Raw genomic sequence first — 26,886 nt, forward strand, 5'->3', positions numbered from 1 at the left:
GAGACATGCGCACACACGCACAGTGGGGACGGGGCTGGAAGGGCCGCGGGCAGGCTGAGGTGCCCTCCGCCGAGGACGCGGCGGGCTGGTTCGCCGGGCGGCTCCCGGACGGCTGGTTCACCGGCGCACCGGACATCACCGTCGACCGCGAGGAGATCCTGATCGTCGGCGAGCTGCCGGCGCTGACCGAAGATTTCGACGACGACGCCGCCCGCGCCGCCGCCGAATCCGGCCGCATCAGCCGGTTCCGCGAGGAGACCCGCGAGCAGCGCATCGAGATCGCGCGACAGGCCGAGCATCGGTACCAGCGCAAGGTGTCCTGGGGCGCGCGGCTGGGCGGCACGGAGGAGTTGTTCACCACGCAGTCGGTGCCGGTGATGACCCGCCTGCGCCAGCCCGAACGGATGGTGCTCGACACGCTCGTCGACGCGGGCGTCGCGCGGTCCCGTTCGGACGCACTGGCCTGGGCCGTCCGGCTCGTCGGGCAGCACGCCGAGGAGTGGCTGGGCGAGCTGCGCGAGGCGATGTCGAAGGTCGACGAACTGCGCCGGGAGGGGCCGGATCTGGCCTGAGTTCACCGTGCGGGACGGTGGAAGTTACGCCAGAGTAGGAACATGAACTCCGATGCGTTGACCGCGGTACTGGATGGGCACTGGGCCCAGCTGCGCCGGGACATTCGCGCGCAGTTCGCCGACCACAGCTTCGCCGAGCCCGACGACCTGGGCACCGAGGAGTACCGGGCGTGGGTGCTGGAGCGCCTGCGCGAGCTGGCCAAGAGCGGCTGGCACCGGCTCGGCTTCTCCCGTGAGTACGGCGGCGGTGACGACATCGGCGGTTCGGTCGTGTCGTTCGAGATGCTCGGCTTCGGCGACCTGTCGCTGATGGTGAAGTCGGGCGTGCAGTGGGGCCTGTTCGGCGGCGCCGTCCAGCTGCTCGGCACCGCCGTGCACCACGAGCACTACCTGGCCCGGATCATGGACCTGGACCTGCTCGGCTGCTTCGCGATGACCGAGACCGGGCACGGGTCGGACGTGCAGCACCTGCGCACGACGGCGACCTACGACCCGGCCACCCGCGAGTTCGTCATCGACACCCCCGACGAGCAGGCGCGCAAGGACTACATCGGCAACGCCGCCCGGCACGGGCGGATGGCCGTGGTGTTCGCGCAGCTCGTCACGGGTGGCGAAAGCCGTGGCGTGCACGCGTTCATGGTGCCGATCCGGGACGAGACCGGCACACCGGTGCCCGGTGTCGAGATCGGCGACGACGGGCGCAAGGCCGGGCTGAACGGCGTCGACAACGGGCGGCTGACGTTCCACGCGGTGCGCGTGCCGCGGGACGCGCTGCTCAACCGCTACGGCGACGTCACCGAGGACGGCACCTACACGAGCCCGATCGAGAGCGACAACCGGCGGTTCTTCACGATGCTCGGCACGTTGATCCGCGGGCGGATCAGCGTCGCCGGCGGCGCGATCCACGCCACCCAGCGGGCGCTGGCAGTGGCGACGCGGTACGCGGAGAAGCGCAGGCAGTTCGGCCGTCCCGACGCCTCCGGGGAGACGCTGCTGCTGGATTACCGCGTCCACCAACGGAAACTGCTGCCGGCGATCGCGCGCACCTACGCGCTGCACTTCGCGCAGGAGGAACTCGTCCGGACGCTGCACGACATCCAGAGCTCGGACGACGCCGAGGAGCGGGCGCAGCGGGAGCTGGAATCGCGGGCGGCCGGGATCAAGGCGATCGCGACGTGGAACGCGACCCGGACCATCCAGATGGCGCGGGAAGCGTGCGGTGGCGCGGGATACCTGTCGGAGAACCTGTTGCCCGCGCTGAAGGCCGACACCGACGTGTTCACCACCTTCGAGGGCGACAACACGGTGCTGCTGCAGCTGGTCGCGAAGGGACTGCTGACCAGCTACCGCGACCACTTCGCGGACCTGAGCCCGCTGGGCACCGCCAAGTTCGTGGCCGAGCAGTTCGTCGGCGCGGTGATCGAGCGGACGGCGGCGCGCAAGGCGATCGAGCGGCTGGTCGACGCCGCACCCGGCCGCGACGACGACGGCGTGCTGTTCGACCGCGGCTGGCAGGTGAAGCTGTTCGAGGACCGCGAGCAGCACGTGCTGGAGGGCTGCGCGCGCCGGCTGCGCCGGGCGGCCGAGGCGGACCCGTTCGAGGTGTTCAACGACGCGCAGGACCACGTGCTGCGGTCGGCCCGCGTGCACGTCGACCGGATCGTGCTGGAGGCGTTCGTCGCCGCCATCGACCGGTGCGCCGACGACGAGGCGCGTGCCCTGCTGAACCGGGTGTGCGACCTGTACGTGCTGTCGAACGTCGAAGAGGACCGCGCGTGGTTCCTCGAGCACGGCCGTCTGACGTCCGCCCGGTCGAAGGCGGTGGTGGCCGCGGTGAACGACCTGTGCGCCGAGCTGCGCCCCCACGCGCGGCTGCTGGTGGACGGCTTCGCGGTGCCGGAGCCGTTCCTCCGCCCCGCGATGCTGCGTTGAGCCGCTTCTGCTTGGCGGTGCCGAGCGCCACGTGCCCAGGCTGACAAATGTCATGCCCAGGACCGGATGTTCGGCATGATCACCGGCCCGGCGCGGCGGCCACGATCGAGGGTATGAGGAACCCCGCACTGCAGAGCCTGGCGCGGCCGGCTCAACGCACTGGCCGCCGTGATCCTGCTGGTCAACGTGACCGTCCTGGCGCTGAGATCGCGGTGAGATCGATGGAGCGCCAGATGGCGGTGGTGAGGTGATGCGCCGCCGCGGCATCAACTACGACACCGGGGTCAGCCCGCTCGGCACGACCTCCCGCCGGGACTGGGACCTCACAGAAGTGCGCCGCGAGATGCGGATGATCGCCGAGGACCTGCATTGTTCGGCGGTTCGCGTGACCGGCGACATCCCCGGGCGGATCGAGGAAGCCGCCGCCATCGCCGCCGATTCCGGCCTCGAGGTCTGGTTCTCGCCCTTCCCCTGCGAACTGCCCCGCCCGCAGCTGCTCACGATGCTCGCCGACGCTGCCGTGCGCGCCGAGCGGCTGCGCGGCACGGGGGCGGAGGTGGTGTTCGTCGCCGGGGGCGAGATCAGCCTGTTCAACCGGGGCTTCTTCGGCGGCGACGACTTGCGGACGCGGATGTCCTCGCTCGTCCCGGCGGCCGGACCGGCGGAGTTCGCCGACTTCCTCGGGCAGGCCGCCGCGGCGGTCCGGGCGCGGTTCGGCGGTCCGGTCACCTACGCCGCCGGGTCGTGGGAACCGGTCGACTGGGCGCACTTCGACATCGTTTCCGTGGACGCGTACCGCTCGGCAGACAACGCCCGCACCTTCCGCGAGGAGCTGCTGCGGACCTACACCGCGCACGGCAAACCGGTCGTTGCGACCGAGTTCGGGTGCTGCACCTTCCGCGGCGCGGCCGACCGGGGCGCCACCGGCTGGACGATCGCCGACCGCGCCACCGGGCGGCTCGCCCCCGGCTACGAGCGCGACGAGGACGAACAGGCCCGCTACTTCACAGAACTGCTGGCCGATTTCGAAGCCGAGGGCCTGGACGGCGCATTCTGGTTCACGTTCGCCGGCTACGGCCTGCCCCACCGGGCGGATCCCGCGCGGGACCTCGACCTGGCCTCCTACGGGGTGGTGAAGCTGACCGACGCCGGCCTCCGCCCGAAGGCGGTCTTCCACGCCATGGCTCAGGCGTACAGCGCCAGCCAGACCGCGATGTAGTGCGAGATCGCGGCCAGCACGGTGCACGCGTGGAAGAACTCGTGGTACCCGAAGGTTTCGGGCCAGTAGTTCGGCCACTTCACCGCGTAGAAGACGGCGCCGATGGTGTAGAACAGGCCGCCGACCAGCAGCAGCACCAGCGCGGCCACCCCGGCGTGCGTGGCCAGCTCGGGCAGCACGAAGATCGCCACCCAGCCGAGCGCCACGTAGATCGGCACGCCGAGCCAGCGCGGCGCGCCCGGCCACAGCATCTTCAGCGCCACTCCGGCCAGCGCGCCGCCCCAGACCACGCCCAGCACGACGTACCCGGTGGGCTTCGACATGGCCAGCAGCGTGAACGGGGTGTACGTGCCGGCGATGAACAGGAAGATCATCGAGTGGTCGGCGCGCTTCATCCACTGGTAGGCGCGCGGGCTCCAGATCCGCCGGTGGTACAGCGCGCTGACCCCGAACACGCCTAGCACGGTCAGCCCGTACACGGATGTGGCCAGCGCGGCCAGGCCGGACGCCGTGGTCCCGGCGAGGACGACCAGCGTCGTCACGCAGGCGAGCGCGCTGAAGAACGTCCAGAAGTGGATATGGCCGCGGAGCCGGGGCCGGGTGTCGACGAAGCTCGGGGGTTCGGTCTCAACGGTCACACCAACCAGGTTACGGCGACGTAGGTTCTTCGCCAGTCAACCGTGGCCCGGCCCACGCCGCTCGGAGACCCTGCGTACATTGGTTGGACGTGAGTCTTCGCTCCTTCGGGTCCAAGCTTGTCTACGGCATCTACAGCCGTCGTCTGATCCAGCAGGCGGCCGGCAAGCACCCGCGGCACATCGCGATCATGCTGGACGGCAACCGCAGGTGGGCGCGGGAAGCCGGCTTCACCGACGTCTCCGACGGGCACCGCGCGGGAGCGCGCAAGATCGCGGACTTCCTCACCTGGTGCCGCGAGGCCGACGTCGAGGTCGTGACGATGTGGCTGCTGTCCACGGACAACCTCAGCCGCGCCACCGAGGAGCTCGAACCGCTGCTGGAGATCATCGCCGACGTCGTCGACGAGCTGGCGCAGGCGGCCAACTCGTGGCGCATCCGGGTCGTCGGCGCGCTGGAGCTGCTGCCCGAGCCGATCGCCAAGCGCCTGCAGTCGGCCGCGGCCAGCACCGAGAAGCGCACCGGCATGGAGGTCAACGTCGCGGTCGGCTACGGCGGCCGCCAGGAGATCGCCGACGCGGTCAAGAAGCTGCTGCTCCACCACGCCGACGAGGGCACGCCGATCCGCGAGCTGGCCAAGATCCTCGACGTCGACCACATCTCCGAGCACCTCTACACCTCCGGCCAGCCGGACCCGGACCTCATCATCCGCACCTCCGGCGAGCAGCGGCTGTCCGGATTCCTGCTGTGGCAGTCCGCGCACTCCGAGTTCTGGTTCACCGAGGCGTACTGGCCCGCCTTCCGCCGTGTCGATTTCCTGCGCGCGCTCCGTGACTACGCGTGGCGGCACCGCCGTTTCGGTACTTGACAACACACCCGGTGACGATTCGCTGATCTTTCCTCTACCGACGGTGAGATGACAACCTGGTGAATCACCTGCCTGGCTGCCTGCACGAAACCGCGATCGCAGGTAACTTCCGAAGTGATGGCTCGTGACCTTGCGGACCATCACGGGAGGCCCTGGTAGTGGCGGTTGTAGAGCAGACGGCGCGTGAGCCGTTCGCGATACCCACGAGGGGGCCGGCACCCGGCCCTCGTGGCCCTGCTCGCTGACGCGAGAGCGTCAGCACCGAGCGGACCAGCCAGGGTGGTGCCCGGCCCAGCGAGTGTGGGCGTGGTGCCACGTCCACGAGGGAGATGCCGTCGTGACTACGCAGCGTTCGCCCCGTAAGGCCTCCGGCCGCTCATCGAATTCCGCGGAGGGCACCGCAGAACCCCCGAGTCCCGTTCCAGGGCAGCACACCTACGTCCTGGACACCTCGGTCCTGCTGGCCGACCCGTGGGCCATCACGAGATTCGCCGAGCACGCCGTGGTCCTGCCGTTGGTGGTGATCAGTGAACTGGAGGCGAAACGGCATCACCCCGAACTGGGCTGGTTCGCACGGGAATCCCTGCGCCAGCTCGACGACCTGCGGCTCAAGCACGGCCGCCTGGACTCGCCGATCCCGATCGGTGACGCGGGCGGCACCCTGCACGTCGAACTCAACCACTCGGACCCGACGGTGCTGCCGCCCGGGTTCCGCACCGACTCCAACGATCACCGGATCCTGGCCTGCGCCCTCAACCTGAAGGTCGAGCGGACCACGGTCACGCTGGTCACCAAGGACATCCCGCTGCGCGTCAAGGCCGGTGCGGTCGGCCTGGACGCCGACGAGTACCGCGCGCTGGAGGTCACGCCGTCCGGCTGGACGGGGATGGCCGACGTGGAGGTCCCGCAGGAGGCGGTCGACGCGCTGTTCCGCGACGGTGTCGTGGACCTGGCCGAGTTCGGTCTGCCGGAGGTCGGTGAATCACCGTGCCACACGGGTCTGCGGCTGGTCGCCGGTTCCGGCAGCTCCAGCGCACTGGGCCGGTTGACGGCGGCGAAGAAGGTGCAGCTGGTGCGGGGCGACCGGGAGGCGTTCGGGCTGCACGGTCGTTCCGCCGAGCAGCGGATCGCGCTGGACCTGCTGCTCGACCCGGACATCGGCATCGTCTCGCTCGGCGGCCGCGCCGGCACCGGTAAGTCCGCGCTCGCGCTGTGCGCCGGCCTGGAGTCGGTGCTGGAACGCCGCGAACACCGCAAGGTGGTCGTGTTCCGGCCGGTCTACGCCGTCGGCGGCCAGGACCTCGGCTACCTGCCGGGGTCGGAGTCGGAGAAGATGCAGCCGTGGGCGCAGGCGGTGTTCGACACCCTCGGCGCCCTGGTCAGCCAGGAAGTGCTGGACGAGGTGTTCGACCGCGGCATGCTCGAGGTGCTGCCGCTGACGCACATCCGCGGCCGCTCGCTGCACGACTCGTTCGTGATCGTCGACGAGGCGCAGTCGCTGGAGCGCAACGTGCTGCTGACCGTGTTGTCCCGCCTGGGCGCGGCGTCCCGCGTGGTGCTCACGCACGACGTGGCGCAGCGCGACAACCTGCGCGTCGGGCGCCACGACGGCGTGTCGGCGGTGATCGAGAAGCTGAAGGGCCACCCGCTCTTCGCGCACGTCACCCTGACCCGCAGCGAGCGGTCGCCGATCGCCGCGCTGGTCACCGAGATGCTGGAGGATCACGGATAGCGGCCGGTGGGGCCGCCTCCGGGCGCGGAGGCGGCCCCGCTGTCACCAGCCCGCGGGCAGCGGCCGGCCTTCGGCGAACCCGGCGGCGGACTGGATCCCCAGCACCGCGCGGGCGTGGAAGTCCTCGATGTCCCGCGCGCCGGCGTAGGTGAAGGCGGAGCGGACGCCCGAGCAGATCTCGTCGATCAGGTCCTCCACACCGGGGCGCTGCGGGTCGAGCAGCATCCGCGACGACGAGATGCCCTCTTCGAAGAGGGCCTTGCGCGCCCGGTCGAAGACGTTGTCGGTGCGCGTGCGGGCGCCCACGGCCCGCTTCGACGCCATGCCGAACGACTCCTTGTACGGGCGGCCGTGCTCGTCGTAACGCAGGTCGCCGGGGCTTTCGTGGGTGCCGGCGAACCACGAGCCGACCATCGCGGCGGACGCGCCCGCGGCCAGCGCCAGCGCGACGTCGCGCGGGTGCCGCACACCGCCGTCGGCCCACACGTGCTTGCCCAGTTCGCGGGCCGCCTTCGCGCACTCCAGGACGGCGGAGAACTGCGGGCGGCCCACGCCGGTCATCATCCGCGTGGTGCACATCGCACCCGGGCCGACGCCGACCTTGACCACGTCGGCGCCCGCCTCGATGAGGTCGCGGGTGCCCTCGGCGGTGACGACGTTGCCCGCCACGACCGGCACCGCGGGCGAGACCGAGCGGACGGCCTTCAGCGCGGCGAGCATCTTCTCCTGGTGGCCGTGGGCGGTGTCGACCACGAGCGTGTCGATGCCGGCGGCCAGCAGCGACTCGGCCTTCGCCGCGACGTCCCCGTTGATGCCGACCGCGGCGGCGACGCGCAGGTTGCCCTGGTCGTCGGTGGCCGGCGTGTAGATGCCGGCCCGCAGCGCCGCGGTCTGGGTGAGGATGCCGGCGAGCTTGCCATCGGCGTCGACCCCGAGCGCGGCGTGGGCGCCGGCGGCGTGCAGGCGTTCGAAGACCTCGCGCGAGGGCGTGTCGAGCGGGCAGGTGACGGGCGGTTCGAACGCGACCTCGGAGACGCGCGCGAAGCGGTCGACTCCCGTGCAGGCGGCCTCGTCGACGATGCCGCGCGGGCGGCCGTGCTCGTCCACCACGACGACGGCGCCGTGGGCGCGCTTGCCGATGAGGTTGAGGGCGTCGGCGACGGCGTCACCGCCGGTCAGGACGAGCGGGGTGTCCCAGGTGGTGTGGCGGCTCTTGACCCAGGCGACGATGTCGGCGACGGCGGCCGGGTCGACGTCCTGGGGGAGGACGACGAGCCCGCCGCGCCGGGCGACGGTCTCGGCCATCCGCCGCCCCGCGACGGCGGTCATGTTGGCGACGACGACGGGGATCGTCGCGCCGGTGCCGTCGACGGTGGACAGGTCGACGTCGAAGCGCGATTCCACGGCCGAGCGGTTGGGCACGAGGAAGACGTCGTCGTAGGTGAGGTCGTGAGCGGGCCCGTGGCCATCGAGAAAACGCACGAGTTCTCAGACTACGGCACAATCGGGCCCATGGCCGATCGGGACCGCGACGCCGAGGGACGCCCGCGAAACGCCCGCCCGCGCGACGGGCTGGGACGGCCGCTGCCGTACGGGGCGGCTGGGGTGTCCCGCCAGCCGGAGGGCGTGGTGCGCACGCCGGCGGAGACCGTGGCGGAGGCGCAGAGCCTGCTGGACGCCGGACGGCCCTTCCACGCGCACGAAGTGTTCGAGGACGCGTGGAAGTCGTCCGACGGGCCGGACCGCGCGCTGTGGAAGGGCCTGGCGCAACTGGCGGTCGGGCTGACGCACGCCGCGCGCGGCAACGCGAAGGGCGCATCGTCACTGCTGACGCGCGGCGCTTCGGCGATCGAGCCGTTCACGGCGGAGGCGCCGTACGGCATCGACGTGGCGGGCCTGGTGTCGTGGGCGCGCTCAGGGGCAGAGGCCCCAGAGGGGCTCACGGCCCCGCGGCTGACGTAGGTCGCTCACCGGCTCAGCGACCCGCTGTCGCGGTGGCCGGGCGAGTTACTGCCGTGGAGGGGTGGTCGCCGCGAGGGTGGGCGACTCGCTGGTGGTGGGGCTCATGGCCCCGCGGCCGACCTGGCCGCCTTGCCTGGCCCCACCCTCTGGCGACCCGCTCGTCGTCGTGGGTGGCGGGCTCGCTGTGGTGGAGGGGTGGTCGCCGCGTGGGTGGGCGGCTCGCTGCTCGGAGGTTTCATGGCCCGCCGTTGAGCTAGTCGGCTCGCGTGGCCCCACCCGTCTGGCGACCCGCTCGTCGTCGTGGGTGGCGGGCTCGCTGTGGTGGAGGGGTGGTCGCCGCGTGGGTGGGCGGGTCGCTGCTCGGAGGGTTCATGGGCCGCCGTTGAGCTAGTCGGCTCGCGTGGCCTTGCTCGCCTGGCGATTCGCTCGTCGTTGTGGGTGGCGGGCTCGCTGTGGTGGAGGGGTGGTCGCCGCGTGGGTGGGCGGCTCACCGCCCTGGCCTCACGGCTTGGCGCCCCGCTCGTTGCCGATGCTGCCGCGACGCAGGATCACCCGGCCGGGGTGGGCGGCTCGCTGATGGGGGGGCTCACCAGGCCCGGGGCTGACCTCGCCGACCCGCCGCCTGGCGTGTCGCCAGGTGTTGCCGATGCTGCCGCGGTGGGTGACCACGCGGCCGGGGTGGCGGCTCGCAGCTCGGAGAGGCTCTCCGCCACGCGGCTGACGTCGCCCCGCCAACTCGCCGCCCGCGTAACCGGGTGCAGCCAGGTGTGGCCGGCTCCCGCCGTGTGCCGGAGCGCGGTCGCGCCAGGTTCTGCAGCGCTGGGCGGGAGCGGGCCGGCGGCGAAGGTCAGTCCCAGCCTGCGGAACCCGCCTTCTCCGCGCCGATCGTCGTCGAGTCGCCGTGGCCGGTGTGGACCGTCGTTTCGTCGGGCAGCGCGAAGAGCTTCTCCCGGATCGAGCGGACGATCGTCGGGTAGTCCGAGAAGGACCGGCCCGTCGCGCCGGGGCCGCCGTTGAAGAGCGTGTCGCCGGTGAAGACGATCCCCAGCTCCGGCGCGTGCAGGCACACGGCGCCGGGTGCGTGCCCCGGCGTGTGCAGCACCGTCAGTGCCGTGCCGGCCACCTCGAGCACCTGCCCGTCGGCCAGTTCGCCGTCCGGGGCGCGGTCCGGGTGGGTGAGGTCCCACACCACCCGGTCGTCCGGGTGCAGCAGCACCGGCGCACCCACCCGCGCGGCCAGTTCCGGCGCGGCGTTGACGTGATCGTTGTGGGCGTGCGTACAGACGATCGCCGTCACCCGCGCACCGCCGACCGCCTCGGCGATCGCGGCCGCGTCGTGGGCGGCGTCGATCACCAGGACCTCGGTGTCGTCGCCGACCAGCCACACGTTGTTGTCCACTTCCCACCGGCCGCCGTCGAGCTCGAAGACGCCCGAGGTGACCACGTTGCGCACGCTTGCCGCCATGTCCGTGAACTTAGACGACCTTGCGGGACGCCTCCAGGTTCGCCGCCAGGTTGTTGAGCGTCCGCGCCTGGGCGACGTAATCCATCGAGGAGAACTCCCACGGGAACACCTGCCCGGCCGCAGCCGCCGGCATCCGCGCGAAGGTGGGCTGCTGCAGGAGGGTGTCCTTGTCCATCGCGCGCAGCGAGTACAGCACGACGTCGGTGGCGTACTTGCCGATGTTTTCCCAGCTCACCTGCTCCCAGTAGTACTTGGAGCCACCCGGGTCCGGGTAGGTCAGGCCCAGTTCGGTGTAGCTGCGCAGCGCCGGGTCGTCGCCGGCCTTGGCGATGTAGACACCGTCGCCGGGATAGGCGGCGATAGCCATCACGGTCAGTCCCTTGGCGGCGGCGGTTTTCAGCCGGTCGCGGGCGGCGTCGTAGTCCTGCTCGGCGGTCGCGGGTGGCTCGCCGCCCAGGGCGCGGACGAGGTCGACGGTGCGGTCCACGACGTTCGTGGCCGAACCGGCCATCTTCAGCGCGATGATCGGCGCGATCTCGGCGACCGCGTGCTGCTGGGTGATGTCCTTGAACCCGTACAGCGGCTGCGCCTTGTCGATCGTGCCCGCGCTGTCGACGGGGTAGGCGTGGGTGAGGATCAGGTCCGGCTTGGCCGCGGCCAGCGCCTCGATGTCGATCTCGCCGTAGGTGCGGCCGACCTCCTTGACGCCGCTGAGGTCGCGGCCGCGGAAGTTGACGTCGTCGGCCATGGCGGTGTAGCCGAATGCGGCGGCCGGGGTGATGCCGTAGTTCCACAGCGAGGCGATGGCGTCGGTGAGGCCGGCGATGCGGGCCGGCTTGGCGTCGAGGTCCACCTTCGTGCCGAGGTCGTCGGTGAACGTCCACGCACCGCCGGCGGTGGCGGTGTCCGATCCGCTCGAGCCGCATGCGGCGAGGAGGCCGGTCGCGGCCACAGCCAGGCTGCCGGTGAGGAACGTCCGGCGGGAGGTCGTCATGGGGCACCTTTCTTCGGCGGTCAACGTCGTCGGAGGAGAAGCCAGATGAGGTAGGGGGCACCGATCGCGGCGGTGATCAGCCCGACCGGGACCTCCCAGCTGAAGGCGGTCCGGCCCAGCAGGTCGGTGGCCTGGACGAGCAGGGCGCCGCCGAGCGCGGACGCGACCAGCGGGGGCCGGGAGCCGCCGGCGAGGCGGAGCATGATCTGCGGCGTCACCAGCGCGACGAACCCGACCGGCCCGGCGGCGGCGACGGCGGCCCCGGTCAGCCCGACGGCCACCGCGATGGTGCCCAGGCGCGCGGACTGGATGCGAACGCCGAGGCCGGCGGCGGCGTCGTCGCCGAGCTGGGTCACGGCGAGCGTGCGAGGCAGCGTGAGCGCGGCCGGGATCAGCAGCGCGGCGAGCACCAGCAGGGGGATGGCCTGGTCCCAGCTGACGGCGCTGATCGAGCCGACGAGCCAGACCGTGGCCTGCGCGGCGCTGTTGATGCTGGCCAGGATCAGCATCCAGCCGGTGAGCGCGGTCAGGACGGCGCCGCACCCGATGCCGACGAGGATCAGCCGGAAGCCGTCCACGCCGTGCCGCCAGGAGAACCCGTAGACCGCGACGGCGGCGACCAACCCGCCGACGAGCGCGGCGGCGGGCACCCCGAGTGTGGTGAAGCCGCTGGTGAGGCTGTAGGCGCCGCCGCCGAAGACGATCACGGTCACGGCGGCCGCGGAGGCGCCCCCGGTGACGCCGAGGATGTCCGGGGTGGCGAGCGGATTGCGCGAAATGGTCTGCGTGAGTGCGCCCGCCATGGCCAGGCACGCGCCGGCGAGACAGCCCGTGACGGCCCGCGGAACGCGCAGATCGAACAGGATGTGCCGGTCGATGCGTGCCCCACCACCGGCGAGCAGCTCGGGCAGCTGCCCCAGCGCGATGGGGTATTCGCCGATCGTCACGCCGACCGCGGTGACCACGAGCAGCGCGAGGAGCGCGACGAGGCAGACGGTGGCCGTGCGGGCGTTGCACCGCACGAGGAGGGACGCGGTCATGGGCGGGGGCCTCCGCGGGTGCGGCTGGTGGCGGTGGGTGTGGCCGGGGGGTTGTCGTGGGTGGGGGCGGCTGCGGTGTTGTGTGGCGCGTCGGGGGAGGTGGTGCGCGTTCGCGGGTGGCTGCCCGCCCTGTTGCGGAGAGGGTGGGGGCAGGCGGTCATGTCGTGCTGCGGTCGTGCTGCCGGACGGCGCTCGCCGAGCGGGCGGGTGTGCGGGCCCGGGACGCTAGTGCCGACGGCAGCGGGGCCAACTTGTGCGATCGCGGTCGGGCCGACTGTGGCGATCCGGACTGCCACGTCGTTCCGGGTGCCCGGGGCACCACCGCGGGTGCGAGCGGAGACGTCACGAGCGGCCGGCATCAGAGCCTCACGAGGCGGGTGCGCCGGGCGATCAGGACGAAGGCTCCGCCGCCCAGGATGGCCAGCACGATGCCCGCCGGGACCTCCGCCGGGCCGGCGATCAGGCGGCCCACGACGTCCGCGACCAGCAGCAGCACCGCGCCGGCCACCGCGGAACACGGCATCAGCCACCGGTGATCGGGCCCGGTCACGGCACGGACCACGTGCGGCACGATCAGGCCCAGAGAGGCGATCGGCCCCGCGGCGGCCGTCGCGGCGCCGGCGAGCAGCGTGATCGCGGCCAGGCCCACCACGCGGCTCGCCACGACCGACTGGCCGAGACCCCGCGCGGTGTCCTCGCCGAGGGACACCGCGTTCAACGCCCGCGTGTTGATCATCGCCAGCACCAGCCCGGCGACCACGAACGGCAGGATGCCGAGGCTGATCCCCGCATCCCGGCCGCTGATCGAGCCGACTACCCAGCGGCGGTAGACGTCGAGCGTGGGGTTCGAGCTGAGGATGATCAGCGAAGTGAACGTGGACAGCAGCGCCATCACCGCCGCACCGGCGAGCGCCATCGGCACCGGGCTGAGCTGCCGCCCGCTCGACCCGATCGCGAACACCGCGGCGGTCGCGACCAGGGCACCGGCGAAGCCGAACCACACCTGGCTGCCGGGATCGGCGATGCCGAACAGCTGCGCGGCCAGCGCGACGGCGAGCGCGGCGCCGGCGTTGATGCCGAGCAGGCCCGGGTCGGCCAGCGGGTTCCGGGAGTGCCCCTGCATGAGCACCCCGGCGGCGCCGAGCGCGAGCCCGACCAGCACACCGAGCGTCGTGCGGGGCAGGCGCACGTCACGGACGATCGTCGCCGCCTCGCTGCCGTCGTCGTGCAGCAACACCCGTACCGCTGTGCCCAGCCCGAGGTCGTTGCTGCCCAGCACCAGGCTCAACGCGACCGCGACGACCAGCGCCACCAGCAAGGACACCAAGAACAGCGGCCGCCTGGCCACGGTTCTGGTCACCGTCGGTGACAGGAGCGCGTTCACGCTCTGCAACTTAGCTTAGCCGTACCTAACCTCGGAAGTGTGATGTTCGTTCAGGTTCTCGACATGCGGTGTACGGGCCCGCGGCTGGAGACCGTCACCCCTCGCTGATGGCATAGCGCCATGTGCATGGGTTGTGGGGTTTCCCGACGCGGTTTCCTGCAGGCGGCATCCGTGGCGGGGGCGGTGACGCTGGCGCCGGTGACGTTCGCCGAAGCCGCCGAAGGACGCACCGAGACGAAGGTCCTGACCGGCCGGCTCGAACCGGGCACCGAGGACTTCGTGTACCTGCCGGTGGAGGTCCCGGCGGGCGTCAGCCAAGTGTCCGTCGTCTACAGCTACGACAAACCGGCCGTGCCCGCCGGAACGCCCGGCAACTCCTGCGACATCGGCATCTTCGACAACCGTGGCACCGGCCTCGGCGGCGACGGGTTCCGCGGCTGGTCCGGCGGGTTCCGCGACCGCTTCTCGATCAGCCGCACCGAGGCCACCCCCGGCTACCTGCCCGGCGACGTCACGCGCGGCACGTGGCACATCGTGCTCGGCCCGTACACGATCGCGCCGCAGGGCACGAACTACCGCGTCGAGGTGACGCTGACCTACGGCCCGGCCGGGTCGGCCTACCAGCCGAACTACCCGCCGGAGCGCACGCGCGTCCGTGGCCGCCGCTGGTACCGCGGCGACTGCCACCTGCACACCGTGCACTCGGACGGGAAGCGGTTGCCCGCCGAGGTGGCCGCCGGCGCCCGCGAGGCCGGGCTCGACTTCATCACCTCGACCGACCACAACACGTCCTCGTCGCACGGGGTGTGGGGCGAGTTCGCCGGGGACGACCTCCTGATCGTGCTCGGTGAGGAGGTCACCACCCGCAACGGCCACTGGCTCGCGCTCGGCGTGCGGCCCGGCCAGTTCGTCGACTGGCGGTACCGCTCCCGCGACAACGAGCTGCCCGAGTACCAGCGTGAGGTGCACCGTTCCGGAGGCCTCTGCGTCGCCGCGCACCCGTACTGCCCCTGGGTCGGGTGCAACTTCAAGTTCGGGTACACCGGCTTCGACGCGGTCGAGGTGTGGAACGGCCCGTGGACGTGGGACGACGACGCTGCCGTGTCCGAATGGGACAACACCCTGGTGGAATCCGTGCGCGGCAAGGGAAGCTGGCTGCCCGCGATGGGCAACAGCGACGCGCACAACCCGGGCCAGGTGATCGGCCTGCCGCAGACCGTGGTGCTCGCCGACGCGCTCACCCGGGACGCGATCCTCGACGGGATCAGGGCCGGGCGGAGCTGGATCGCCGAGTCGGCCGGCGTGGAACTGTCACTCGTGGCGACCGGACCGCGCGGTCAGGCCGCGGGCATCGGCGACCGCCTCGACGTCGCCGCCGGCGACCAGGTGGCCGCGCGACTGGACGTCTCGGGGGTGCCCGGCGGAACCGTCCGCCTGATCACCGACGAGGGACAGGTGTTCCAGCAGAGCCTTCCCGCTTCGGGGACGGGCAGCGTGACGTGGCTGACCACGCCCGCGGTGTCGGCTTATGTGCGTGCTGAGGTGCGTCACCCCCTTGCTGATGGATCCGCGGGTGCCCCCGCGTTGTCGCCAGGATTGAACTTCGGCGCGATGGCCGCGATGACGAACCCGATCTTCCTCGGCCGTCTCTGACCGCGACTGCGTGAGACGTCCGGGCCCGGCAGTCGGAACCGCATGTCGCGGCGTGGAGTTGTCGAACCGGCTACCTCCCCTCAGCCCTTCACCGTGGCGCGGACGGCGTCGATCGTGTCGGCGTCGGCCGCGTCCTTGTCCGGGCGGTACCGCACCACGCGGGCGAACCGCAGTGCGACGCCGCCCGGATATCGGGTGCTGACCTGGGCACCGTCCAGTTCGATCTCGACCACCAGCTCGGGCCGGACGTACACCGTCCAGCGGTCGCGGTGGGACTCGATCTCCTGGAACGTCTTCGTCTGCCACGCCAGGAGCTCGTCGGTGAGCCCCTTGAACGTCTTGCCCACCATGATCGGCGGCCCGCCGTCCGGGTCGCGGGCCCCGAGGTGCAGGTTGGACAGGTACCCGGTGCGCCGGCCGTGGCCCCACTCCGCGCCGAGGACGACGAGGTCGAGCGTGTGCACCGGCTTCACCTTCAGCCACGCCCGGCCCCGCCGCCCCGCCGCGTACGGCGAGTCGAGCGCCTTGACCATCACGCCCTCGTGCCCGGCTTCGAGGGCGGCCGCGAGGATCGCGTCCGGATCGGACGGTTCGGTCCGCCCGGGGATGAGGTGCTCGCCCGCCACCCGGCGCAGCGCCTCGTTGCGGTCCCGCAACGGCTCGTCCAGCAGGTCCGTGCCGTCCAGGTGCAGGCAGTCGAAGAAGTACGGCCGCAACAGCAACGCGCGCACCTGCTCCTCGCGCGTGCTGCCGAACCGGCTCATCGTCTCCTGGAACGGCCGTGGCCTGCCGTCGTCGGTCAGCGCGAGCGTCTCGCCGTCGAGCACCACCGACCGGCACGGCAGCGCCCGGACGAGCGACACCAGCTCGCCCACGTGCTGGGTGATCTCGCGCAGTGTTCTCGTGTACACGTGCACCTCGTCGCCGTCGCGGTGCACCTGGATGCGGGCTCCGTCCATTTTGAACTCGACAATGGCGGACGGGTGCTCGCGCACCGCCTCGTCGAGCGACTCGGCCGGGGACGCCAGCATCGGCCGCAGCGGACGCCCCAGTTCGAGCCCGAACTCCCCGAGCGCGGCCTCGCCGCCGGTGACCGCGGCCTGAGCGGTGACCGGCAGCCGCCCGGACAGCATGAACGCGCGCCGGACCGCTTCGGCCGGCACCCGCGCGGCCGCGGCGATCCCGTCCAGCATCACGCCTTCCAGCGCGCCCTGCCGCAGCTCGCCGGTGAGCAGGCGGAACAGGAACTGCTGTTCGGGTTCGGTGGCGCGGCCGAACAACTCCGCCAGCAGGCCGGAGCGGCGTTTCACCGACCCGCTGCCGGAGGCTGCTCCCACCTCGCCGAGGACGTCGTCGACCTCGGCGACCGTCAGGTTCGGTTCGGCGGCCGGGCTCGCGCCCAGCTCGGCCAGCGTGCGCCACCCCGTCCCGATGCGGCCCTGGGTGGGCTGACCGGTCAGGAAGGCCACGACGGCGGGCAGTTCCCGCTCACCGGCGCGGTTGAGCAGGTCTGCCAGCGTCGCGATCTTCGCCTTGCGCGAGCGGGTGGCCGCTAGCGAGGCGGAGGCGGTGACGACGTCGGCGAGGAGCATGCGGTCATCATCTCTCGCCCCTCCGACAATTTCCGGGGACGGCGCAGGACCAGGACCACCGCGGCCAGGCAGACCACCAGTCCGAGCAGACCACGCAGCGTGATCGTGTCACCGAACATGATCCAGGCGAGCACCATCGTTGTCGGCGGTGTGAGGTACAGCAGGGTCGAAACGGTCGTCACCGAGCTACGCCGGAGCACCAGCCAATAGCACCCGTATCCCCCGAACGTGGAGAACAGCACGACCCACCCGATCGCGAACCAGAAGTCCGGAACCCGGGGCGGGACCAGTTGCCCGGTCGCCGCCGCGATCCCGGTGAACAGCACCATGCTGGTGACGCACTGCACGACCAGGCCGTCCGCCAGCGGGACGTCCGACGCCGTCCGGCGTTCGACGAGGGTCGCGGCCACCAGGGCGAGCATCGCCAGGAACGGCATCCCGTAAGCGAGCACCGGCGTGCCCGGCCGTCCCGACAGGTCCCCGCCGACCACCAGCGCGACTCCGGCGAGTCCGGCCACCAGTCCCGCCCACCGCAGTGGCCCGGCTCGTTCGCCGAGCACGAACTGCCCGAGCACCACCGCGACGATCGGTTGCAGCGCGGCGATCAGCGCCGACGTCCCGGGCGCGACGCCGAGATCGGCCGCCGCGTACACGAAGTACAGGTAGGCGCCCTGGGAGAGCACGCCGAGACCCGCCTGGACGGCGACGTCGCGTGGTCGCATCGAGCGCCGCCGGAACACCCACCAGGCACCGAGCAGCAGGCCGGCGACGATGAACCGCCAGGCGAGCAGGGTCACCGCGCCGCTGGACCGGGAACCCAGCGTGGCGCCCACGAACCCCGAGCTCCAGAACAGGACGAACCCGGCCCCGGCGATGACGTTCCGGCCCATGCGGCCTCCTCCATGTATACCGTTCTGTGTAGTCACGGTAGCTATACCGGTGGGTGTACTGTCAAATCGTGGAGACGCAGAAGCCGCTGACCCCGGCCGCCGAACGCATCCTCGAGGTCGCCGGGAAACTGTTCTACGACAACGGGATCCACGCGGTCGGCGTGGACACCATCGCCGCCGAGGCCGGCGTCACCAAGAAAACCCTGTACGACCGGTTCGGCTCGAAGGCCGAGCTGATCGCGCTCTACCTGCGCCGCCGCGACGAGCGGTGGCGGGAGCGGGTGCGGGCGTTCGCGGACCCGCGCGCGACGCCGGAGCGTCGCCTCCTGCGGGTGTTCGATGCGTTGGCCGACTGGATGCGGACCGAGAACGCGCGGGGCTGCGCCTTCGTGAACGCGCACGCGGAGCTACCCGCGGCTGATCACCCAGGGCGGCAGGTGATCGCGGAGTCGAAGCGGTGGCTGCTGGACTACCTGCGCGGGCTCGCGACGGAGGCCGGGGTGCGGCGGCCGGGTCGGTTGGCGGAGGAGCTGTTGATCCTCGTGGAGGGTGCGACGGTGGCGGCTTCGCTGGGGGTGGCGCCGACAGCGGTGGCGACGGCGAAGCGGCTGGCGAAGGGGTTGCTGCAGGAGGCGGCTGAGTGAAGGGCGCGTGTGTGGTGGAAGCCGGTGGTGCGGCGGCCGGGTGAGGTGGGCCAAGCTCGCGGCGGGAGGCGGGGTGCGGGGCGCGGCCTGGCGGCGGAAGCCGGGTGCCGGGGCGGCCGGGTGAGGTGGGCCGGGCTCCGGGCGGCAGCCGGAGTGCGGGGCGCTGACGGCGGCTGGGGTGCGTGTCCGATGGCGCCGCCTCGGGGCGGTGGCCGGTGGCCGGGTGAGCTGGTGGGTTTGCGGCCGGAGATGGGGTTGAGGTGTGGCGGAGGCTGGGGTGCGCGTCCGTGGGCGCGGCTCGCGACGGTGGCGCCCGCTCGCGACGATGGCCGGGATGCGGAGGCTGGGTGAGCTGGGGGGTTTGCGGCCGGATCCGGGGCGGGAGGCCGGGGTGCGCAGCCGGTGGCTGGCGGGGTGCGGCCGGTTGGGGGAGCGGTCTCGCGGTGGAAGCCGGGGAGCCGGAGCGGCCGAGCGAGGTGGGTCGGCGGGAGCCGTGGTGCGGGGTCGGGCGGTGCGCGGCCCGGTGGGGCGGGAGCCGGAGCGACCGAGCGAGGTGGCCGGCGAGAGCCGAGGTCCGGCGGTGCGCGGCCCGGTGGGGGCGGGAGCCGGCGGGCGGGGGAGGGGGTGCTGACCCCTGGAAGGCGCGGCGCGTCCGGCAAGGTGCGTGCCGACGGCGTGGGCGGGCCGGCGGAGTCGGCGATCCCGGGGCCCGCACCCACACCGCGCGTGCTTCGTCCGCCACCACATCGTGCGCCGACGGGATGGGTGCAGTGCCCGCTGAGGCTCAGCCGAGGGACGCCGCCGGGTCGTGGACGCTCATCGCGGCCGTCAGGTCCTCCCGCGCCCGGAACACCCTCGACCGGATCGTTCCGATGGCGCACTCGCACACCTGGGCCGCCTCGGCGTAGGACAGCCCGATGACCTGCGTCAGCACGAACGCCTCGCGCCGCTCGGGTTCCAGGTCCGCCACCAGCTTCCGCAGCACGACGAGGCGACCGTGGTCCGGCGTCCGGGCGCCGCCCTGCTCGGCGGCCGCCACCCAGTCCTCGACCTGGCTCGTCCGCGGCCGGCGCCGCGCGGTGCGCAGGTGATCGGCCGCGACCCGCTTCCCGATCGACAACAACCACATCCGCGCGGGCGACCGCCCGGCGAACGACGGCAGCGCCGCGAAAGCCCGCAGGTACGTCTCCTGCGTCAGGTCCTCCGCTACGCCGGGATCCGACAAGTAGGTCAGCAACCGGTGCAGCTGCCGCTGCGTGCCGGACACGAAGCGTTCGGCGGCCACCCGATCGCCGCGCGCCGCCGCGAACGCGTGCCGGGTGATCTCGTCGTCGTCCACTTCGCGTTCCTCCCAGTGCGGCCCCGGCCGATGACCCCACGGCCCCGGCATCACGCGGCGTCAATGGAACATCACCGCAGCGTGAAATCCCAACCGCTCCCAGCATCCGGTGCGGTGAGGGGGAACCATCGCCCAGCGCCCGACGACCAGGCGGATATGGACTGTGCGACCGCGCGCGAGGCGATCTCGGCCACCCTCGACGGCGAGGACCCCGGCGTGGACCCGTCCGCGCTGGACCGGCACGTCACCTCCTGCCCGGCCTGCCTGACCTGGCAGGACGACGCGGCCGCGGTCACCAGGCTCGCCCGCCTGGAACCGGCCGGGGCCACGCCCGACGTCGCGCCACGCGTACTCGGCCACCGGCCCGTACCGTCCGGCTCGGCGAAGTCGGACTGGCCGCGCTGGTCACTGGCGATCGCGGCAGTCGCCCAGCTCTCGCTGGTCGTGTCCCTGCTGTTCCTGCCGCCCGGGATGGGCGGCGCGATGGCGGTCCAGCCCGGATCACACCTCGAGCACGAGGCGGCGGCGTTCAACTTCGCCATCGCGATCGCCCTGCTGTGGGCGGCCGCGAAACCCCGCCAGGCCCGGGCCCAGCTGCCGGTGCTGCTCAGCTTCACGGCCCTGCTGGTGGGGTTGTCGCTGCTGGACCTGATCGGCGGCCGTGTCGGCTGGCCGCGCCTCGGCACGCATCTACCGCTGCTGTTCGGGGTGTTCTGCGCGGTGCTGATCGCCCGGCGCGGCGGTCGCCGACCGGACCCGGCCGACCACGGCCACGAAACCGTGGACGGGCGGCCTACCCGGTCCAGCCGGCATCAGCCCCCGGCGGCGCGGCGCAACGTGGCCTGATCGAGGTGATCGGTGGACACCCAGGCGGCGAGCAACTCCAGTGCCCGTTCGGACTCCGAACCGGGCTCCGCGGTGTAGGTGACCAGCGCCTGGTCGGGCTCGTCCGGCAGGCGCAACGTCTCGTATCGCAGGTGCAGATCGCCCACCAGCGGGTTGCGGATCAGCTTGTGCCCGTGGGCCTTCTCCCGCACGCGGTGTCCGGCCCAGAGCCGGCGGAACAGGTCGCTGCCCAGCGACAGCTCGCCGATCAGCTGGGCCAGACGCGGGTCGTCGGGGCACCGGCCGGCCTCGGCGCGCAGGTTGGCCACCAGGTCCTGGCAGACCTGGTCGAACTCGGGGTGCAGGACGCGCGCCTCGTCCTCGTTGAGGAAGATCAGCTTCGGCATGTTGCGCTCCTCCGGCGGCACCGAGCCGAAGTCGAAGGCGATCGCCCCGCCCATCGGGTTCCAGGTCAGCACGTCCAGGTAGCGGCCCAAGATGAACGCGGGCACCGCCATGGCGTCCAGCAACTGCTGCAACGCCGGGCGCACCTGCTGCGCCGGAGAGCGCACCGGCCGCTTGCGACGTGGCGTCGCGAGGTTGTGCAGGTACCGGCGCTCGTCCGGAGTGAATCGCAATGCACGGGCGAGTGAATCGAGCACCTCGTCGGACACGTTCCGCGCGCGCCCCTGCTCCAACCGGGTCAGGTAGTCGACGCTGATGCCAGCCAGCTGGGCCAGTTCCTCCCGGCGCAGCCCGGCGACCCGCCGACGGGTCACCCCCTGCGGCAGGCCCAGGTCCTGCGGGTCCAGCGCGGCACGCCGGGCCTTGAGGAACGCGCCCAGTTCGGCTTGATCGACCATGCCTCCAGTATCCGGACGCGTCCACCGACTTGCCTGGTACTGACAGACCCAGGCCGAAACGTGGAGGCCACCCGCGCGGGGTGGCCTCCACGGCACTCACTTGCCGCCGCGCGCCATGCGGAGCACGTCGAGCGCCTCGTCGAGCTGGGCCTCGGTGAGCTTGCCCTGCTCGATGTACCCGCGCTCGATGACGACCTCGCGGATCGTCTTCAGCTCCTTCAGAGCCTGCTTGGCGACCGCCGCGGCCTCCTCGTAGCCGATGTAGGAGTTCAGCGGCGTCACGATCGACGGCGAACCCTCGGCGTAGGCCCTGGTGCGCTCCTCGTTGACCGTGATCCCGGCGATCACCTTGTCGGCGAGCAGGCGCGACACCGCGGCCAGCAGGCGCGCCGACTCGAGCACGTTGCGCGCGATCACCGGCAGGTTCACGTTGAGCTGGAAGTTGCCCTGCGAACCGGCGTAGGCCACCGCCGCGTCGTTCCCGATCACCTGCGCGACCACCTGCAGCGTCGCCTCCGGGATGACCGGGTTGACCTTGCCCGGCATGATCGACGACCCGGGCTGCAGGTCCGGCAGCTGCAGCTCGGCCAGGCCGGTGCGCGGGCCGGAACCCAGCCAGCGCAGGTCGTTGGCGATCTTGGCCAGCGACACCGCCACCGTCCGCAGGTGTCCCGAGGTCTCGACCACGCTGTCCTGGCTGGCCTGCGCCTCGAAGTGGTTGCGCGCCTCGGTCAGCGGCAGGCCGGTGACCTTCGCCAGCTCGCCGGCCACCGCGGCGCCGAAGCCCTCCGGCGCGTTCAGGCCGGACCCGACCGCGGTGCCGCCGATCGGCAGTTCACCGAGCCGGCCCAGCCCGGACTCCAGCCGCTCGATGCCGAACCGGACCTGCGCCGCCCACGCCCCGGCCTCCTGGCCGAGCGTGATCGGCACGGCGTCCATCAGGTGCGTGCGGCCGGACTTGACGATGTCCTGCCACTCGCCGGCGCGCGTTTCGATCGTCTCGGCGAGGTGCTTCAGCGCCGGGATGACGTCGGCCAGCACGGCCTCGGTGGCGGCGATGTGGATCGTCGTCGGGAACGTGTCGTTCGACGACTGCGAGGCGTTGACGTGGTCGTTCGGGTGCACGTCGCTGCCCAGCGCGCGGCTCGCCAGCGTCGCGATGACCTCGTTGGCGTTCATGTTCGACGACGTGCCGGAGCCGGTCTGGAACACGTCGATGGGGAAGTGCTCGTCGTGCTTGCCCTCAGCCACCTCGTCGGCGGCCTGCGCGATCGCTTCCGCCAGATCGGCGTCGAGCACGCCGAAGCGGGCGTTGACCCGCGCCGCGGCGGCTTTGAGCAGGCCGAGCGCGCGGATCTGGGCGCGCTCGAGGCCGCGGCCGGAGATCGGGAAGTTCTCGACGGCGCGCTGGGTCTGGGCCCGGTACAGCGCGTCGACGGGCACCCTCACCTCGCCCATCGTGTCGTGTTCGATCCGGTATTCCTGTTCAGCCATAACCCGAGTCTGGCCCTTCCGCCCGGCGCTCGCTCCGTGTGTTTGAGCACCCGGAATGGTTAGATCGAAGGTGAGGTGGATCACGGCGAAGGGCGGTTGGTCCATGGATCTGTCAGTGGACGTGCTGATCGTCGGGGCGGGCCCGACCGGGTTGTTCGCCGCGTACTACGCCGGTTTCCGCGGGCTGTCGATGGCGGTGGTCGACTCGCTGCCGGAGGCCGGTGGCCAGGTCACCGCGATGTACCCGGAGAAACTGATCTACGACGTCGGCGGGTTTCCGGCGGTCCGCGGCCGCGACCTGGTCAAGGGCCTGGTCGAGCAGGCGGCGCCGTGGAACCCGCGGTACCTGCTCGGACGCAAGGCCGAGGAGCTGCGCCGCGGCGCCGACGGGCTCGACGTGGTCCTCGACGGCGGCGAGGTGGTGCACGCCGGGGCGGTGCTGATCACGGCCGGGATCGGTGAGTTCACCCCGCGCCCGCTGCCCGCCGGTGACGGCTGGCTGGGCCGCGGCATGGTCCACTTCGTGCCGTCGCTGGACGCGCACGCGGGTCAGGACGTCGTGGTGGTCGGCGGCGGCGACTCGGCGTTCGACTGGGTGCTGGCGCTGCACCCGCTCGCGGCGAGCGTGACACTCGTGCACCGGCGGGCGAAGTTCCGGGCCGCCGAGTCGATCGTCGGGCAGGCCCGCGAGCTGGGGGCGCGGATCATCACCGATGCCGAGGTCACGGCCCTGCGGGAGGGGCCGGACGGGCGGCTCGCCGAGGTCGAGGTGCAGGTCAAGGGTGCCGAGCCGGAGGTGCTGCCGGCCCAGGCCGTGGTGGCCGCGCTCGGGTTCACCGCCGACCTCGGACCGATCGAGAACTGGGGACTCGACATACACCAGCGCGCCATCCGCGTCGACTCGACGATGGCGACCGGCGTCGAGCGGGTCTTCGCCGCCGGGGACGTCGCCGCCTACCCGGGCAAGGTCAAGCTCATCGCCACCGGGTTCGGCGAGGCCGCGACCGCGGTCAACAACATCGCCGTCACCCTCGATCCCGAGGCCCACCTGTTCCCCGGGCACTCCAGCAACGCCTGACTACGCGGGCGGCGCCGGAGTCGAGGTCGGAGTCGGTGTGGGGCTCGGCGACGGTGCGGGAGCCGGTCCCGGGTTGGGCGCCGGGCTCGGCGACGGAGCCGGAGTGGGCGCCGGAGCCGGTGTCGGCGACGGCGCTGGAGTGGGCGCCGGCGCCGGTGGTGGCGGCGGCGCCGGTGGTGGCGGCGGCGCCGTCTGCGAGGCGATCCACTGCGTGTACGCCACGGCCGAGGTGTAGATCGAGGGTGCGGTCGTGCAGGCCGGGTCGTTGTTGCCGGAGCGGCTGGTCAGGCCCAGCAGCAGCCACCGGTCGCCGGCCCGCACCAGTTCCGGGCCGCCCGAGTCGCCGTAGCAGGCGCCGGACTTGCCGCCGGGCGAGTCCGTGCACAGCTCGGTGGCGGCGTCCATCGATGCGCAGCGCGTCGCGTCGACCAGACTGGTGTCCAGTTGCTGCAGGTCGACCGGCGCCGCACCGCAGCCGGGCGTGGGGCAGGTCTGGCCCCAGCCGAGCAGCCGCACCGAGGTGCCGGCCGCGGTCGACGTGCCGAGCCCGACCGGCGCGGCCTGCACCGGTGCGGCCAGGTGGATCAGGGCGATGTCGCCGCCCGCGCCGCTCGGGTTGTAGTTCGGGTGCACGATCAGCCGGTCCGGCTTGGCGACCTCACCGCCCTGGGTGCGGTCGTTGCTGCCGATCCGGGCCGTGACCGCGTCCGGGGTCTGGTCGGACACGCAGTGCGCCGCGGTCAGCAGCCACTGCGGCGCGATCAGCGACGCGCCGCAGAAGTGCCGTCCCGCAGAGGTCTGCAGCGACGCCACGAACGAGTAGTTCTGGTCGGCGGACACGCCGCCGACCAGGTCCGGCCGGGCCGCCGCCTGCTGCGCGACCGTGCCCAGGGCGAGCAGACAGGCGGCGGCGATCAGCAGGAGGCGTTTCACGGCAGCGGTGGCACCACATCGTCGTCGGGGGTTCCGGTCAGGACGCCGTCGAAGTCGACGGAGGAGTACGCGCGGAGCTTGGTCAGGCGGTGGTAGCCGTCGATCAACCGCACCGTGCCCGACTTGGAGCGCATGACGATCGACTGGGTGGTCGCGCCGCCGGAGCGGTAGTGCACGCCGCGCAGCAGGTCACCGTCGGTGACACCGGTCGCGCAGAAGAACACGTTGTCGCCGCGCACCAGGTCGTCCGTGGTGAGCACCCGGTCCAGGTCGTGCCCGGCGCCGATCGCCTTCTCCCGCTCGGCGTCGTCCTTCGGCCACAGCCGGCCCTGCAGCTCGCCGCCCAGGCACTTCATCGCGCACGCGGTGATGATGCCCTCCGGCGTGCCGCCGATGCCGAACAGCATGTCGACACCGGTGGTCGGGCGGGCCGCGGCGATCGCGCCGGCCACGTCACCGTCGGAGATGAACCGGATCCGGGCGCCCGCCTCACGGACCTCCTTGACCAGCTGCTCGTGCCGCGGCCGGTCGAGGATGCAGACCGTCACGTCGGAGACCTCGGTGTGCTTGGCCTTGGCGACCCGGCGGATGTTCTCCGCGACCGGCGCGGACAGGTCGACCACGCCCGCCGCCTCCGGGCCCACCGCCAGCTTCTCCATGTAGAAGACCGCCGACGGGTCGAACATCGCGCCGCGCTCGGCGACCGCGAGGACGGCCAGCGCGTTCGGCATGCCCTTCGACATCAGCGTCGTGCCGTCGATCGGGTCCACGGCGACGTCGCAGGCCGGGCCGTCCCCGTTGCCCACCTCTTCGCCGTTGTAGAGCATCGGGGCTTCGTCCTTCTCGCCCTCACCGATGACGACGACGCCGCGCATCGAGACGGTCGAGATCAGCTGCCGCATCGCGTCGACGGCCGCGCCGTCGCCGGCGTTCTTGTCGCCCTTGCCGACCCAGCGTCCCGCGGCCATCGCCGCGGCCTCGGTGACGCGGACCAGCTCCATCGCGAGGTTGCGATCCGGCGCTTCCTTGCGTCTGGTCGAGCTCGGGGACGGGGTGCCGCTGGTCATTGCTGCCCTCCAGGTAGGTGCTGGCGCGGGTAACGATTCTCTCAGACTCGCGCGCGCTCGCAGGGCAATGTGCCGATGGTGAATGTCACCCTTCGTCGCCGTTGGTGGCGCCGTCGGTGTCCTCGACCGACTTCAACGCGTCCTCGATGCGCTCGCGCGCCCCCTCCAGGTGACGCTCGCAGACCTTGGCGAGGTGCTCGCCCTTCTCCCACAGCGTCAGCGACTGCTCCAGGGACAGACCGCCCGCCTCCAGCTCGCGGACCACCTCGATCAGCTGGTCGCGGGCCTGTTCATAGCCGAGTTCTTCGGTCACCGGGTTGTGCTCCTCGCGGGTCGACGAGCGCACACTACCGCGCTGGCCATCGCGTGGTCGTACCCGGCGAAGGCGGTGGCGAACTCCTGGCCGTCACCTTCCGTGATCGCGAGTTCGATGGATCCCTGGGCCTGCGCCACCCGCCTGCGGTGCGGTGCGCCCTCGTTGAACCACCACTTCGTGCCCACGTACGCCGAGGTCGCCTCCGACAGGCTGCGCAGCCGCGCGTCCAGGTCCCAGCGGCCCGGCACCGAACACCCCGCCAGCAGCGAGACCCAGCACGCGCCGGCCGCGGCCTCGGCCGCACCGGCGTGGTGGAGGACGGCGCGGGCGCCGGCTCGCGCGGCGGCGTCGGTGGTGAGCGGGAGGAACCTGGGGCTGCTCAGCACGG

Annotated in this window: 25 protein-coding genes; 10 read left to right on the forward strand and 15 right to left on the reverse strand. The window is 72.2% G+C overall.

The window, feature by feature from the left end:
- The first annotated feature begins 5 nt into the window (after window positions 1-5).
- The 3 genes from FB470_RS16105 (at window position 6) to FB470_RS16115 (ending at window position 3,723) form a co-directional block, all read left to right on the forward strand.
- Window positions 6-572, forward strand: a complete 567-nt coding sequence (locus FB470_RS16105; RefSeq protein WP_306992418.1) for a hypothetical protein — start codon at window positions 6-8, stop codon at window positions 570-572.
- 42 nt (window positions 573-614) lie between these two features.
- Window positions 615-2,504, forward strand: a complete 1,890-nt coding sequence (locus FB470_RS16110) for an acyl-CoA dehydrogenase family protein (RefSeq protein ID WP_306992420.1) — start codon at window positions 615-617, stop codon at window positions 2,502-2,504.
- A gap of 250 nt (window positions 2,505-2,754) precedes the next feature.
- On the forward strand, window positions 2,755-3,723 hold the full coding sequence (locus FB470_RS16115) for a glycoside hydrolase family 113 (RefSeq protein ID WP_306992422.1): 969 nt from the start codon (window positions 2,755-2,757) through the stop codon (window positions 3,721-3,723).
- Here FB470_RS16115 and trhA read toward each other — a convergent pair.
- Window positions 3,690-4,361, reverse strand: coding sequence for a PAQR family membrane homeostasis protein TrhA (trhA, locus tag FB470_RS16120; RefSeq protein ID WP_306992424.1), 672 nt, complete (start codon window positions 4,359-4,361; stop codon window positions 3,690-3,692). The genes FB470_RS16115 and trhA overlap by 34 nt on opposite strands.
- An 89-nt stretch (window positions 4,362-4,450) precedes the next feature.
- Between trhA and FB470_RS16125 the strand changes: the two genes are divergently transcribed.
- Both FB470_RS16125 and FB470_RS16130 read left to right on the forward strand, forming a co-directional pair.
- Window positions 4,451-5,227, forward strand: a complete 777-nt coding sequence (locus tag FB470_RS16125) for an isoprenyl transferase (RefSeq protein ID WP_306992426.1) — start codon at window positions 4,451-4,453, stop codon at window positions 5,225-5,227.
- Window positions 5,228-5,564: 337 nt separating this feature from the next.
- Entirely contained in the window at window positions 5,565-6,959 is a 1,395-nt protein-coding gene (locus FB470_RS16130) for a PhoH family protein (RefSeq protein WP_306992427.1), read from the forward strand.
- A gap of 42 nt (window positions 6,960-7,001) precedes the next feature.
- On the opposite strand, the gene guaB1 is transcribed toward FB470_RS16130, so the two are convergent.
- The gene (gene guaB1 / locus FB470_RS16135; protein WP_306992429.1) at window positions 7,002-8,441 is read right to left on the reverse strand and encodes a GMP reductase; all 1,440 of its coding nucleotides are present in this window, start codon (window positions 8,439-8,441) and stop codon (window positions 7,002-7,004) included.
- 30 nt (window positions 8,442-8,471) lie between these two features.
- Here guaB1 and FB470_RS16140 point away from each other — a divergent pair, with 30 nt between their 5' ends.
- Window positions 8,472-8,921 carry a DUF309 domain-containing protein gene (locus tag FB470_RS16140; RefSeq protein ID WP_306992431.1) on the forward strand — a complete coding sequence of 150 codons (450 nt, stop codon included), beginning with the start codon at window positions 8,472-8,474 and terminating at the stop codon, window positions 8,919-8,921.
- Between the two features lie 847 nt (window positions 8,922-9,768).
- Here the strand turns inward: FB470_RS16140 and FB470_RS16145 are convergent.
- The 4 genes from FB470_RS16145 to FB470_RS16160 all read right to left on the reverse strand — a co-directional run bounded on the left by FB470_RS16145 (window position 9,769) and on the right by FB470_RS16160 (window position 13,804).
- Window positions 9,769-10,386 (reverse strand): MBL fold metallo-hydrolase, encoded by a 618-nt coding sequence (locus tag FB470_RS16145; protein WP_306992432.1) that lies wholly within the window; start codon window positions 10,384-10,386, stop codon window positions 9,769-9,771.
- Between the two features lie 10 nt (window positions 10,387-10,396).
- Entirely contained in the window at window positions 10,397-11,380 is a 984-nt protein-coding gene (locus FB470_RS16150) for an ABC transporter substrate-binding protein (protein ID WP_306992434.1), read from the reverse strand.
- A gap of 20 nt (window positions 11,381-11,400) precedes the next feature.
- Window positions 11,401-12,420 carry a FecCD family ABC transporter permease gene (locus tag FB470_RS16155; RefSeq protein WP_306992435.1) on the reverse strand — a complete coding sequence of 340 codons (1,020 nt, stop codon included), beginning with the start codon at window positions 12,418-12,420 and terminating at the stop codon, window positions 11,401-11,403.
- A gap of 358 nt (window positions 12,421-12,778) precedes the next feature.
- On the reverse strand, window positions 12,779-13,804 hold the full coding sequence (locus tag FB470_RS16160) for a FecCD family ABC transporter permease (RefSeq protein ID WP_306992437.1): 1,026 nt from the start codon (window positions 13,802-13,804) through the stop codon (window positions 12,779-12,781).
- 126 nt (window positions 13,805-13,930) lie between these two features.
- Between FB470_RS16160 and FB470_RS16165 the strand changes: the two genes are divergently transcribed.
- Window positions 13,931-15,457, forward strand: a complete 1,527-nt coding sequence (locus FB470_RS16165; RefSeq protein ID WP_306992439.1) for a CehA/McbA family metallohydrolase — start codon at window positions 13,931-13,933, stop codon at window positions 15,455-15,457.
- An 80-nt stretch (window positions 15,458-15,537) separates the two neighbouring features.
- Here the strand turns inward: FB470_RS16165 and FB470_RS16170 are convergent, their stop codons facing one another.
- Window positions 15,538-17,049, reverse strand: a complete 1,512-nt coding sequence (locus FB470_RS16170; RefSeq protein WP_306992441.1) for an ATP-dependent DNA ligase — start codon at window positions 17,047-17,049, stop codon at window positions 15,538-15,540.
- Window positions 17,010-17,939, reverse strand: coding sequence for a DMT family transporter (locus FB470_RS16175; RefSeq protein WP_306992442.1), 930 nt, complete (start codon window positions 17,937-17,939; stop codon window positions 17,010-17,012). The genes FB470_RS16170 and FB470_RS16175 overlap by 40 nt, the downstream gene beginning before the upstream one ends.
- A gap of 68 nt (window positions 17,940-18,007) precedes the next feature.
- Here FB470_RS16175 and FB470_RS16180 point away from each other — a divergent pair, with 68 nt between their 5' ends.
- Window positions 18,008-18,583, forward strand: a complete 576-nt coding sequence (locus FB470_RS16180; protein WP_306992444.1) for a TetR/AcrR family transcriptional regulator — start codon at window positions 18,008-18,010, stop codon at window positions 18,581-18,583.
- Window positions 18,584-19,367: 784 nt separating this feature from the next.
- Here FB470_RS16180 and FB470_RS16185 read toward each other — a convergent pair.
- Window positions 19,368-19,922, reverse strand: coding sequence for a sigma-70 family RNA polymerase sigma factor (locus FB470_RS16185; protein WP_306992446.1), 555 nt, complete (start codon window positions 19,920-19,922; stop codon window positions 19,368-19,370).
- Window positions 19,923-20,078: 156 nt separating this feature from the next.
- Here FB470_RS16185 and FB470_RS16190 point away from each other — a divergent pair, with 156 nt between their 5' ends.
- Entirely contained in the window at window positions 20,079-20,768 is a 690-nt protein-coding gene (locus FB470_RS16190) for a zf-HC2 domain-containing protein (RefSeq protein ID WP_306992447.1), read from the forward strand.
- Here the strand turns inward: FB470_RS16190 and FB470_RS16195 are convergent.
- Window positions 20,735-21,610: a helix-turn-helix transcriptional regulator gene (locus tag FB470_RS16195; protein WP_306992448.1), complete on the reverse strand. Its 876-nt coding sequence runs from the start codon at window positions 21,608-21,610 to the stop codon at window positions 20,735-20,737. The two genes, FB470_RS16190 and FB470_RS16195, sit on opposite strands and share 34 nt — an antisense overlap.
- A 96-nt stretch (window positions 21,611-21,706) precedes the next feature.
- Window positions 21,707-23,104 carry a class II fumarate hydratase gene (locus tag FB470_RS16200; RefSeq protein WP_306992450.1) on the reverse strand — a complete coding sequence of 466 codons (1,398 nt, stop codon included), beginning with the start codon at window positions 23,102-23,104 and terminating at the stop codon, window positions 21,707-21,709.
- A 103-nt stretch (window positions 23,105-23,207) separates the two neighbouring features.
- Here FB470_RS16200 and FB470_RS16205 point away from each other — a divergent pair, with 103 nt between their 5' ends.
- A complete protein-coding gene (locus FB470_RS16205; protein WP_306992451.1) occupies window positions 23,208-24,182 on the forward strand; it encodes an NAD(P)/FAD-dependent oxidoreductase in 975 nt (324 codons plus the stop codon).
- Here FB470_RS16205 and FB470_RS16210 read toward each other — a convergent pair whose 3' ends face one another.
- The 4 genes from FB470_RS16210 to FB470_RS16225 all read right to left on the reverse strand — a co-directional run bounded on the left by FB470_RS16210 (window position 24,183) and on the right by FB470_RS16225 (window position 26,884).
- Entirely contained in the window at window positions 24,183-25,115 is a 933-nt protein-coding gene (locus FB470_RS16210) for a S1 family peptidase (RefSeq protein ID WP_306992453.1), read from the reverse strand.
- Window positions 25,112-26,182 (reverse strand): class II fructose-bisphosphatase, encoded by a 1,071-nt coding sequence (gene glpX, locus FB470_RS16215; protein WP_306992454.1) that lies wholly within the window; start codon window positions 26,180-26,182, stop codon window positions 25,112-25,114. Before glpX ends, FB470_RS16210 begins: the two co-directional genes overlap by 4 nt.
- An 85-nt stretch (window positions 26,183-26,267) precedes the next feature.
- Window positions 26,268-26,495 carry an exodeoxyribonuclease VII small subunit gene (locus tag FB470_RS16220; RefSeq protein WP_306992456.1) on the reverse strand — a complete coding sequence of 76 codons (228 nt, stop codon included), beginning with the start codon at window positions 26,493-26,495 and terminating at the stop codon, window positions 26,268-26,270.
- A complete protein-coding gene (locus FB470_RS16225) occupies window positions 26,492-26,884 on the reverse strand; it encodes a hypothetical protein (RefSeq protein WP_306992458.1) in 393 nt (130 codons plus the stop codon). Before FB470_RS16225 ends, FB470_RS16220 begins: the two co-directional genes overlap by 4 nt.
- Between the last annotated feature and the right edge of the window lie 2 nt (window positions 26,885-26,886).

It is taken from the genome of Amycolatopsis thermophila (genome assembly GCF_030814215.1).
In the GTDB taxonomy this organism is placed as follows: Bacteria; Actinomycetota; Actinomycetes; order Mycobacteriales; family Pseudonocardiaceae; genus Amycolatopsis_E; species Amycolatopsis_E thermophila.